The organism is Acidiplasma sp., assembly GCF_038728925.1.
Taxonomy (GTDB): domain Archaea; phylum Thermoplasmatota; class Thermoplasmata; order Thermoplasmatales; family Thermoplasmataceae; genus Acidiplasma; species Acidiplasma aeolicum.
Window position 1 is genome coordinate 1 of record NZ_JAVYSZ010000023.1, and the last position, 12,035, is coordinate 12,035.

At 32.4% G+C, this 12,035-nt stretch carries 9 protein-coding genes and 1 tRNA gene; 8 read left to right on the forward strand and 2 right to left on the reverse strand.

The window, feature by feature from the left end; genetic code table 11:
- From QXW15_RS07300 to QXW15_RS07315, 4 genes are all read left to right on the forward strand, one after another.
- Positions 1-932 (forward strand): hypothetical protein (locus QXW15_RS07300; protein ID WP_342790234.1); only part of this gene is annotated, 932 nt, incomplete at its 5' end.
- A 52-nt stretch (positions 933-984) separates the two neighbouring features.
- Entirely contained in the window at positions 985-2,124 is a 1,140-nt protein-coding gene (locus tag QXW15_RS07305) for a M20 family metallopeptidase (RefSeq protein ID WP_048101142.1), read from the forward strand.
- A 46-nt stretch (positions 2,125-2,170) separates the two neighbouring features.
- Positions 2,171-2,380: a hypothetical protein gene (locus QXW15_RS07310; RefSeq protein WP_048101143.1), complete on the forward strand. Its 210-nt coding sequence runs from the start codon at positions 2,171-2,173 to the stop codon at positions 2,378-2,380.
- 237 nt (positions 2,381-2,617) lie between these two features.
- The gene (locus QXW15_RS07315; RefSeq protein ID WP_082180420.1) at positions 2,618-3,124 is read left to right on the forward strand and encodes a PadR family transcriptional regulator; all 507 of its coding nucleotides are present in this window, start codon (positions 2,618-2,620) and stop codon (positions 3,122-3,124) included.
- Between the two features lie 21 nt (positions 3,125-3,145).
- Here QXW15_RS07315 and QXW15_RS07320 read toward each other — a convergent pair whose 3' ends face one another.
- Complete coding sequence (locus QXW15_RS07320; RefSeq protein WP_048101144.1) at positions 3,146-3,478, reverse strand: PadR family transcriptional regulator; 333 nt, start codon at positions 3,476-3,478, stop codon at positions 3,146-3,148.
- Positions 3,479-3,546: 68 nt separating this feature from the next.
- On the opposite strand from QXW15_RS07320, the gene QXW15_RS07325 reads away from it, so the two are divergent.
- From QXW15_RS07325 to QXW15_RS07340, 4 genes are all read left to right on the forward strand, one after another.
- On the forward strand, positions 3,547-4,725 hold the full coding sequence (locus QXW15_RS07325; protein ID WP_342790235.1) for an MFS transporter: 1,179 nt from the start codon (positions 3,547-3,549) through the stop codon (positions 4,723-4,725).
- Between the two features lie 44 nt (positions 4,726-4,769).
- Positions 4,770-6,155 (forward strand): MFS transporter, encoded by a 1,386-nt coding sequence (locus QXW15_RS07330; protein ID WP_048101146.1) that lies wholly within the window; start codon positions 4,770-4,772, stop codon positions 6,153-6,155.
- 85 nt (positions 6,156-6,240) lie between these two features.
- Positions 6,241-6,317: transfer RNA gene (locus QXW15_RS07335), tRNA-Arg, on the forward strand.
- A 58-nt stretch (positions 6,318-6,375) separates the two neighbouring features.
- Positions 6,376-6,738, forward strand: coding sequence for a hypothetical protein (locus QXW15_RS07340; RefSeq protein ID WP_048101147.1), 363 nt, complete (start codon positions 6,376-6,378; stop codon positions 6,736-6,738).
- Between the two features lie 46 nt (positions 6,739-6,784).
- On the opposite strand, the gene QXW15_RS07345 is transcribed toward QXW15_RS07340, so the two are convergent.
- Complete coding sequence (locus tag QXW15_RS07345) at positions 6,785-11,881, reverse strand: ATP-dependent helicase (protein ID WP_342790237.1); 5,097 nt, start codon at positions 11,879-11,881, stop codon at positions 6,785-6,787.
- Between the last annotated feature and the right edge of the window lie 154 nt (positions 11,882-12,035).

Here is a 12,035-nt window from a genome sequence, read left to right on the forward strand (position 1 = left end):
CTAATTTATCAATGTATAATATAATAAAAAAATATGATTCAGAAAATTTCAGGTCATCAGCCTTGATATATGGTTATGGCAATTATTCCCTACTTTTGGGTGGTAATAAAACCAGTGATAATGAAAGGTTTTTGGCCGGACTATTTGAAAATCCCAGTGTATTCCATTCCTCCGGTAAATATCATAAAATAAATATGTCAGATATCATTGGTTATAATTCCACAATTAATTTTAATGGGACTGTATCTGCCATTGGTGTAATTTATCCAGATTCCAGTAATAGTAAAACATCAATAAACTCAATTTTTTATTCAAATAATAAAAATTTTGTTTCTATTCTCAATGAAAGTACAAATACAACATATTATAATACGCAAAATTTTAATCCTGACCAGAGTAATATTTCCTTCAATTATACCTTTCCTGCATACCTGTATTTTAACGTTAAAATCAGTGAGAATAATCATGTGGCCACAGTAATTAATGAGGTTCAAAACCGGGATAACTCGACATTATATTATCTTAATATATCCGAGGATTACTTTATTGAAAATTATGAAAAAACCGGATCATTATCATTAATTTCTGGAAATTCTGATATACATAATATTACACTAAAACCTGGTGAATACTATAATTTTACATATAAGATTAAATTAAATGGGCCTGGAGAATTTGTAATTCCCTATGCCAATATATCATATAATATGGATAACAAATCATTTAATCTTCATTCACAGGAATACCTTATTAAAAGCCCAAATGAAAAATTAATAACTGTTTATAACTCTGCGCTTGGATCATTTTTTAAAATTCTGGGCATTAACATTCTGGCAGAATCAATATTTGCAAATATTACAATCTTCGATTTAATAATCCTTTTGATATTAATTCTTGCCATATTTATTGAAATCAAAAAGAGAAACAGATAATAAAATAATTTTTCTTTAATTATATTTATATATGTTTTAAAATTAATCCCCTATGGAAGTTGAGGATTATATAATATCCATGAGAAGGTATTTTCATGAATATCCCGAGCTTAGCTTTAAGGAATACAAAACTGCAGACAAAATAGAAGAAGAATTAAAAAAAATGGGATTATCACCAAAAAGAATTACAGAAACCGGGATAATCTGTGATATTAGGGGCAATGGAAGTAAAACTGTGGCAATAAGGGCAGACATGGACGCACTGCCTGTACAGGAGGAAAATAACATTGATTACAAATCAAAAAATCCCGGTGTAATGCATGCATGCGGGCATGACACACATATGGCCATGCTTCTTGGCGTGGCAAAAATGTTCACAGAACAAAATAATATACCGGGGACCATAAGGCTTATATTTCAGCCAGCTGAGGAGAACCCCCCCGGCGGAGCTGTTGAAATGATAAAAAATGGTGCCCTTGATGGCGTTGATTACATAATAGGCCAGCACATATGGGGAAACAAGGACATGGGAAAGGCATATATATACTACCATGAAATGATGGCCAATGCAGACCGGTTTGTTATAAAATTAACAGGAAAGGGTGGCCATGGCTCAGCACCACAGGATGCAATAGATGTAATTTATATATCAGGGCATCTCATTGAAATGATCCATAATATTGTTTCCAGAGAAATAGACCCGCAGGAGGCTGCAGTAATTACCATTGGAACCATAAATGCAGGATTCAGGTTTAATGTTATAGCATCCCATGCAGAGCTTACAGGCACTGTCAGGACATTTAATAACGATACACAGGCAAAGATAGAAAGGAGAATAAAAGAAATACTGGAGGGGTTAAAGCTAACATACAGGATAGACTATGAGTATGACTATATAAAAGGTTATCCGGTGCTTATCAACAACGAGGAGGTTTCCAGAATAATAGAAAAAAATGCAGCAGAGGTTCTTGGTCAGGAAAATATTGTTCATCCAAAACCAGATATGGGAGGGGAGGATTTTGCATATTACCTTCAGAAGGTTCCGGGTGCATACTATTTCCTTGGTGGAGGAAATAGGGAAAAGGGCATATATTCCCCAAACCATAGTCCCACTTTTAATGTGGATGAAAGGTCTTTAAAATATGGGGCAATGATATTAAAGAAATCTGCTGAGGATTTATTAAAAAAATGATTAAAATTTAAATAAAAAATATTAATCATAATGAAATCACTGTATAATGTCAGTAAATAATGTAAAAAAAATAATCGGTTTAAATATTGGCATTGGTGTAATCACCGTTGTATACGTTACATATGTACTTTTAAATTTTAAATACTATTTAAAAAATGCCCTATTTTTTGATATAATAGCAATAATACTTGGATTCATGTTTGCATTTACCATGGCACTCTGGGTGGTTAAAATGCCAAAATCCGGGTCAAGTTAATGTATAAAATAAAACAATTAATTAATAATATTATAATAAAATAATAACCGCATAATTTTTCCAGTTATAATTATAAGCCACTGGCACTCATTTGATGTATGCTTAAAATCGTATTTAATTCAGATTTTTATAAATTTTTTAAGACCCCATTTGCCTTTATGTAATTAATGCATAACTTTATATATCTGTTATAGATATCTATATTAGATATCACTAAAAGATATCTGGAGGGTAAAAATGTATAATAGATACAGACACGGAATGGGAAATAATGAAAATATGCACGGGATGAATAATGGATGTGGCCACATGCACGGCATGGAGAGCAGAAGAGGATTTGGACTTAAATACTGGATATTAACAATAGCATCAGAAAGTAAGGTTACAGGATCAGAAATAACAGAAAAAATAGCAAAAATAACCGATGGAAGATGGGTGCCATCTCCCGGAATAATATACCCAATGCTTAAAAATCTTTATGACCTTAAATATCTTGAAATGGAAGAAAGAGACGGAAAGAAATATTATTATATTACAGATTCCGGAAGGGAATTTTTAAATAATTCCTGGTTTCCATGGAAAAAACAGGTTGAATTTAGCTTAAAGGGCAATGAAAACTCAGTGGTTTTGGACAAAATTGAAAATAATATACAGTACCTTGCTGATAACAGGGATAGGCTGACATCGGATGAAAAGCTCAGACTGGAAAAAATAAAAAATAATATTGAAAAAATATTATTCTAATTTTTATAAATTTTTTAATATTTATGTGATTTTGGGTATCTCACTTATCAGATATTTTATAATCATGGATACCGTATTTAATGGTTCAAGATGGAATTTTAAAAACTTTTTCCCATCGGGTGTTATCTCATAAATTTTTGATATACGTCCATTATTATTTTTTTTAACTGTAAATTTAATAAAATTTCTATTTTCTAAATTATGCAGAAGTGTATATATTGTTCCCGTTGGAAGTGGTGTGTTTATCATTGAATTTATCTCCTTTTCTATTGCATATCCATACATTGGTTTTTTTGATATCTGGGTTAAAATTAGGAGATTTATGGTTCCCTTTAATATTAGCTCATTTCTCATATTTATGTATTCATTTAACAGATAAATTATTTATAGATAATTGACTTATTGTATATGATGATATTAAAATGGAAAATAAATTAAAATATTCATCTCAGGCCTATTTAATTTATTCAATATTTATAATTGTTTTGCTTACACTTGCCGTAAGGGCCTCAAATAATATGATGATGACCACGATATCATTATTTGCAAAATATGACCTGTATTTTAATCAGCTTGAGGTTGGCCTAACAGAATCGGTAATGGCACTGGCAACATTTATTACCACCGCAATAATTAACACACATTTAAGTGCTTTCCCCAGGAGGGTACTTTTCATTGCATCAAATATTACATTTACAATAATTCTGGCTGTAATGGAATTTTCCAATAATATATCTGTATGGATATTTATATTTGTTGCAGGATTTGCCCTTGGTGCAATAATGCCAAATATAATCACATTCGCCGGTTCATCTGGTGATAAGAAGGTTAGGGAAAGAATTCTGGGAATTTACACACTCGCACTAAGTGTGAGCCTTATAGCAGGTCCTGCCTATGAATCATACATATTAAATTTTGAACCCCTAAGGTACATATTCCTGTATTTTGTTCCATTCGGCATTGTGGCCTCGGTTTTTTCCTTTTTTATTAAATTTCCGGATGAAAATATCGAGAAGAACCATAAAAAAATAAATGTGTTTGGCGAGCCAGGGTTTAAGGTTGCGGTTTATGCAATTTTAGCATACAATATTGTATTCGCACTTCTTATTACCTTTGGTGGAATATATGCAAAATCCGTTTTAGGATTTTCCTACTCGCAGGTAACATTACTATTTACCGGATTTTTTATTATTTCTTTCTCATCAAGGCTTTTTTATTCAATAAAAACTCCTGAAAACCTTTGGCATTACATAGCCATTGCAATGCTGGTCACACTCACAGGAATAATAGCAATATTCTTCAGTAAATTTGCAATCATATATATAATAGCATATCTAATGCTTGGAATACCCCACGGTGTAACATATCCATTATCCATAGTATCAATAAGCAGAACATTTGATATGTCGAGCAGAAATGTGGCAAATAGCTATTTCTTTTCAGTAATGATGCTTATAGGTATAATCACCCCATCTGTGGGGGGTTTTATAAACAATCTGATAGGCTTTAGGAACATGTTTATAATTCTTGTGCCGGTCATAATATATCTTATAATAGCCTCATACTTCAATATTAAGAGGGTTAACAAAAATATACATTAATTTTTATTTGTTATTTATTTATATTAATATAACATTAGCATGAGATGAATAGGTACTATGTTCTCCTTGTGACCACCCTAAGCACACTCATGGCGGCCGTGGATTCTACCATTGTTTATCTTGCACTGCCTGAAATAGGAGAAAACTTTCAAACAAATGTGTCAAATCTCACACTCGTAATAGTAATATATATCATCTCATCAACAGTTATGCTTGCACCGGCCATAGAAATAATTAAAAAATTTGGCAATCGTGAATTCTACATAACCGGATTCTCATTATTTACAGCATCGTCACTTTTTGTCGCATTATCCCCTGGAATAAACTTTATGATCATTTCCAGATTTTTCGAGGGCATCGGTGCCGGGATTATGACGGCAACAGATATACCCATAATTTTAAATGCATTTCCGCAAGAGGAACGTGGACGGGCAGTTGGTATAAATTCAATATCCTGGTCAGTTGGTACACTTATGGGGCCCCTGCTGGGAGGGTTTTTGGTACTTTTTAACTGGAGATATATTTTTTTAATTAATGTTCCTGTTGGCATTCTGGCCATATTTTTTGCATTTAAATTCATAAAGAAAAGCAAAAAATTGAATGAAAAAATTAATTTTACATCGTCCATTGCCATGCTTGTATTTTTGGTACCCCTTATCATTGGCATTTCATTTATAAATATATATTATCTAATAATATCAGCAATTATATTTCCATTCTTTTTTTATGCCCAGTACAGGCGTCCCGTTATATCAAGGAATCTATTAAAAAGCAGGCAGTTTTCATTGATATCCATTGCATCCTTTCTTGAATCATTTGCATTTTTTTCTGTGCTTTACGCCATGAGCATCTACTATGAATCATACCTTGGAATATCATCCCTTGATGCAGGCATACTTATATTTCCATACCCACTTGCATCAATAATATCAAGCCCACTTGGGGGATATCTCTATGATCGTTATGGGCATGGTGAGGTGATAATGAATGCGGGAATACTGCTTGAGGGTGTTAGCATAATGTTTATTGGACTGTATTTAAGCTACATACCCGAGCTCCTTTTTCTTGCCGGCCTTGGTGGATCACTGTTTTGGTCCCCATCCACGACCATGATAACGGATGCAAGAGGTTATTCATACAGAACAGAGGCAAATAACTCATTATTTATTTTAAGAAACATGGGCATGATTATATCAATATCCATGCTTCCTGTATTTATGTTTATTTTTGGTCATTCCGGGCATATAATAAATATATACGATATGGTAAAAGATTCTGCTATTAAGGGGTCAATAAGGTATTATTTGATATTTACTTCCACTGTTGCCCTATCAGGTCTCATTTTCGGCTTCATAAATATAATAAGGCACAGGAACAATAAAACATACTGGAACGAAACAGGATTATATAAAAAGGAGTCCAAACCATGAATTTAATATCTTCATGGCTTAATGAACATATAATATGATTTATGCCAAACCCATTATTTTTATTCCATAAAATAATACACTGAACGGGCCTGTGGGGTAACTAGGACATCCTTACGGCCTTCGAAGCCGAGGATCCGGGTTCAAATCCCGGCAGGCCCGCCAATTATTTTATTCATACCAAAAAATATTTTAAAAAAGCCAAAATTATCAATAGATACAGATGAAAAGTACACTGGAAATTTCAGAAATGGATGAAAAAACACGAAAATCTGAAACAGCATTATATATAAATGAACTTTTGCAGATGAACCAGAATGAGATTGAAAAAATTATGAGGGACATGATTATTGAGATGAGAAAGGCCACAGATGAAAATTATGTAAATTTCTGCATCACCGTTTTTAAGGTTATTTCAGAAATGGATGGGGATAAAATTAGGGATTATCTAAATTTAAGGGTGAAGGCAAACATGGATCTGCCGGAAATGATAAGGGATAGGGATCTAAAAATGATGGAAAAGGCACTTGCAGCGGCACCCGATGATGTTATTCAGAAAATTTCAAAATACATGCCAAATTTTTAAATTTTTTCAAAATTATCATTTTAATGGATAAACAGATAAAATTATTTCATATAGATAATATATATCCTGCATTGTTGAACTCTTTTTTTATAATTCCTTTTAATGAATTATCTCCATTAAATGATTTGATTGACAGGTATTTTCCACTCTTTTTGACGGTAAAATTAGCCTTTATGGAGTTGTTATAAAATAATAAATATGAATTTACCGTTTTATATCTCGATTTTATATAGTCAGTAAAGAATAATGATATTATATCCTTCGGGGTTATTAACCTTATTACATTCATTTTTTTAATTTTGGCCATATCAATAGCAGTTGATACATATATTATCTTTTTTTCGGATGGTATTAAAACCTCGTGTATAACCCTGGCTGAAATTAAAGATTTTACTGCACTTAAATAAGCCCTGCTGATTTTTGTCTCCATAAACCTTTCATATATGGCATCATCGAAGAAGCCAATTGTTTCAATTATATATGAAAGTATATTTTCTATGGCTTCCTGCTCATTATACTCTGAATTAATTACTATATATTTTCTGTTTTTATCCCTTGCTATGGCATTAATTTTATAAAGATTTTTTATAGAATTTTTTATTACAATAGAATTTATGTTTGCCGTTTTAATTAATTCATTCTCCGACATTGATTCTGATATAAGCATCTTAAGAATTTTTTCCTCCTGAGAATTTAGATCGTTCTTCTTTGCAGACCTGTATATGCTTATAACGTTTTTTGTTGCAAGGGCATTTATTCCAAAGGGACCATTAAAATTATACAGAAGTACAGAGTTATAATAGTTATTTAATTCAAGGCTCCTTACCCCAAAATATGATGATTCTATATCATTTCTAAATCCAAAAAGCATTTTATTTAGTACATTGTAATTTATTGGTATGTTCTGGTTCATCGATTTTTTAACTGCAAGTTCAATCAGGTCATCATTGGTTATATCCATGATTTCGAAGTTTCCGCGGTATATTACATCATTCTGTTTTTTAAACCCATATTTTTCAAAGTTATCAAAGGAAATACCATCCCCAGCCTTAATTATAATTGAATTAATATTAGTTTTATTGCAAGTATTTAATAAGGCCTCAATAAATTCGTCAACTTTTGGATGCTCAAAATATAAATTATCTATCCATATACCGGGGGTGCGCATTTCCATATGGAATATTGCCTCCTCGGCACCGTTGTAAATAAATCTTGCATTGTAATCGTCATTCTGTATATACTTTCCAAGGTATATGCTCACAGGATCATTAATGTTTACTATTATTCCCCTGTTTTGCACATTACTGTTTTTAATAAAGCCATAATAAACGTCATTTTTGTAATAATATGGCTTTAATCCAGAATAATCTATTCTTGCAGGATTAAACCAGAAAAATCTGGAGAGTTCATAGGCTGTGGCCGGACCATATTTTTCTATTATTATATTACTGTTATTATCAACAGGATAATAAATGGTAAAAATTCCATTATTATCCATTATCTGGAATTTGAATGTAAGGGATTTTAATATCACCTTAATAATTGATTTATCCAGACCTGAGATATTTAACAGTTCCTCCTCTGTGTTATACCCCTCGGCTATGTATCTTAATATATTTTCCTCATTCTCTGTGTTTTTTTCATATCTTAGATAATACAGTGCATCAACCAGCCATTTAGATATATACACATATTTATTTTTTATGGCCTTTAAATAATATACATCCTGGTTTTTAAGCATTTTGTTTAAATCCATCTGATTATAATGTTTGGTTCTAATCAAAATATCATAGACATCAAATGCAAAACCATATTTTTCAAAATATTCACTGACGTCATCAACCTCCTGTATAAAATTTATTATTCTTTTTGTCAGTATATTTTCATCGGTTTTATTGAGAATTGCATCCAGATCGTTTTTTAGTATGTACTGCTTAACAAATATTGGTGTAATGTAATCATATATAACCTCTCCAGTTTTTATTAGTTCCTCCATCGACTGTTCCAGCATGTCAGAATCCACGGGAAGCCTTATCTGAAGCTCATCCATTGATAATGGCCCAAAGGATGATAGAATAAGTTTAACAGCATCCTTTAATTCATTACCAGATGTTTTAACTTTTATATCATTTTTTATGTAAACCGAATTATGGCCTGACAACTTTTTCCTGATTAAATAGTTCTCCTCCAGCTTCATTAATGAATCCTTTAATGCATCCTCATTTATGCCGAGCTTTTTAAGTTCTGAATATGATTTAAGATTTACATTATTTAAAACCTCTTTATCTGTATTATTAAGTTCGACTTCTTTTTTAAATAATGAGTACATAATATCATAATACCCGCGGTACACCCACTGGTCAGACCTCATAAAGGCATAAACCAAAATATCCCGGTCTATAAGTTCATAGGTTATTTTTTCTATATCCATGTCAGTATAATCCAGTGGCGAATTATACCTTTTTTTAAAAGGGTCTATGTAAAGAAAATGCTTAATAAAATCCATATATGAATTTTCATCGATAACCCTTGGAATTTTATTTTTAAAGTAGTCCTCAGCCATCTTTGAATCCTTAATAAGAAAATCTATTCCGTTTGTACCGTAAATTTTATCGAGAAGCTTGTTCTGCAATTCCCTTAATAACTTTGATCTGTCCTCCATTAAAACTATATCTGAAACACCAGAAAGTATTAAATTATATGAAAATGGACTGCTTTCGTCACTGTAATCCCTTATTTTGTAATGCCCGGAATCTATTACATCGTTAATATATTTTTTTGCATTATTAACATCCATGAGATCATTTTTTATCTCATTAAAAGTTTCCTTTATTACAGGAAAATTATTCATGGATTCAAGAACCCTTAAAAGCCTGTCACTGCGAAGCTGCTGCCTTGCCACAGATATATCCGTTTGCTTATACTTCCTTAAAACCATTAAAGATCTTGTGGCACAGTACCTGAAACGCTGCTTAAACATTTCTGTGTTTACTATTGACCTGTCTAATAAATCCTCAAAATTGCCGGCATTAATAAGATGAATAATATCATCGATTCTCAGGCGTCTTCCTATTGTAATCATAAAACCGTTGTCGTTAACGCTTAGCCTTGTGGATATTCCATATTTATTTGATATTGCAAGCGCATATGCCCTTGATATGGCATCGTTAATACGCCTTCCAAGCGGAATATGAAATATTATATCATACAAATCCTTGTCAATATAGCCCTCAATAAATAACCTGTCGTGTGTTGGAATGTAAAATGAACCCTGGGATTTTACATATGATATAAGGCTCATGGCACCGTATTCATCAACCCGGTAGTTATCGATTAACCATTGCCGGGGGTCCTCGCCATCCTTTATTTTTTTATAAAGTGTTTCCCTAAACTTTCCTATTAGCACACCGAGATCATAGCTTCGGGGAAGCAGCTCACCTGTCCATGATGGCACTGTTGGCTTCATTCCCTTTGCCTCCTTGACTGTAATATTATTTCTTGACGTTCTTAGAAAAATATATGTTTTTGCACCCAAAACGAATATATCTCCCTTTTTTAATCTTTCCACGAATTTATCGCTTAACTGGCCTATTATTCTACCCTGTTCATTTACAACATTATAATTTGCCTCCTCTGGTATGGTTCCAACATTCATAAAATATATCATTCTGGTGCTTTTCTTCTTTCCAAATGTTTTTTGTTCCTCATCAAGCCATATTTTTGAAAATAAAGTATTTCCCTCTATTTTTCCTGCGAGATAATTTAATGTGGCAATATAATCATTATAATCCAAGGTGTGGAAAGAAAAAGAATTTTTTATTAAATTATATGCGTCATCTATATTCCATACCTTTTCGAGGGCCATGCCTATTATTCCCTGGGATAAAACATCAAGTGGATTTAATGGTATGCTTACCTTGTCAATTTCGTGATCATAGGCAGCCTTTGTCATTACGGCGCATTCCATCAGGTCATCAAGATCAAATACTATAAATCTTCCCTTTGAGAGATCCCTGACGCCATGTCCAGACCTCCCTATCCTCTGAAGTGCCCTTGAAACAGATTTTGGGCTGCCTATCTGAATAACAAGATCAATAAAACCTATGTCAATTCCAAGTTCAAGTGATGTTGATGTAATAACACATTTTAATTCGCCATTCTTAAGCTTATTTTCAACATCTATCCTTGTTTCCTTTCCAAGCGATGAATGATGCGCCTCAATATTTTCAATTCCTCTTGCCTTAAGTCTTATGGCAACATGCTCGGTTGAGCTTCTCGTGTTTGTAAAAATTAATGTGGTTTTGTGAGAATTTATTAAATCGACCATTATGTCATACATTTTTTCATTAGCGACCTCAAAGCTTACCATTGTTAGGTCCTTTACCGGGGTTATAATCTTTAAATCAAGATACTTGTTTGTGTTTACCTCTATAATTTCACATTCTCTTTTCTTATTCCCGGAATAGCCACAAAGGTATGAGGCAATTAGATCCAGTGGTGCCTGGGTTGCTGAAAGCCCTATCCTTGTGTATTCACCTGCTATATTATACAATCTTTCCAGATTTAATGATAATAGTGATCCACGTTTTGTTGCTGAAATCTCATGAATTTCATCAACTATAACGTACTGGACGTCTGCAAATTTTTCTCTAAATTTTGTTGCGGTAAGTGCCAGTGATAATGATTCTGGGGTTGTTATTAAAATATGGGGAGGTTTCCTCAGCATCTTTCCCCTCTCGCTCTGGCCAGTATCGCCTGATCTTACGCCTATTCTTATATCAGGTATATTTTCTCCCTTTGATCTGGCCAGATCATAGATTTCCTTTAAAGGCTCCTTAAGATTTTTATCAATATCATTAGCCAGTGCCTTTAATGGTGAGATATATACACAGTATATTTTATCCTCAAGGGAATTATTCCTTGCATTTATAAATAGCTCATTTAAAATTGAAAGAAATCCTGTAAGTGTTTTTCCTGTTCCGGTTGGTGATGATACCAGCACATTTTTTCCATTATGTATTAGTGGTATTGCCTTTTTCTGTGGTTCACTTAAATCATCATATTTTGAATCGAACCATTCTGCTATGATATCATCAAGGAATGGTAACTGTTGTTTAACCTTAAATGGCTTCTCGTTAATCATGGTTAATAGTCTGTATGATAATTCATTACAATATATAACGGTATTGAATTGATAAAATATTTTATAATGTTAATATTGAATGTTAATCTGTTAAATTACCTGTAAAATCAATTAAATCTGTATACCAAATATTATATATACATATATAATCAAC

Bases quoted from the DNA above. Each gene is read 5' to 3' on its own strand.
- QXW15_RS07320 (WP_048101144.1), bottom strand. From the start codon at position 3,478: ATGAGAAATGAGCTAATATTAAAGGGAACCATAAATCTCCTAATTTTA.
- QXW15_RS07340 (WP_048101147.1), top strand. From the start codon at position 6,376: ATGAAAAGTACACTGGAAATTTCAGAAATGGATGAAAAAACACGAAAA.
- QXW15_RS07330 (WP_048101146.1), top strand. From the start codon at position 4,770: ATGAATAGGTACTATGTTCTCCTTGTGACCACCCTAAGCACACTCATG.
- QXW15_RS07315 (WP_082180420.1), top strand. From the start codon at position 2,618: ATGTATAATAGATACAGACACGGAATGGGAAATAATGAAAATATGCAC.
- QXW15_RS07310 (WP_048101143.1), top strand. From the start codon at position 2,171: ATGTCAGTAAATAATGTAAAAAAAATAATCGGTTTAAATATTGGCATT.
- QXW15_RS07305 (WP_048101142.1), top strand. From the start codon at position 985: ATGGAAGTTGAGGATTATATAATATCCATGAGAAGGTATTTTCATGAA.
- QXW15_RS07325 (WP_342790235.1), top strand. From the start codon at position 3,547: ATGGAAAATAAATTAAAATATTCATCTCAGGCCTATTTAATTTATTCA.
- QXW15_RS07345 (WP_342790237.1), bottom strand. From the start codon at position 11,881: ATGATTAACGAGAAGCCATTTAAGGTTAAACAACAGTTACCATTCCTT.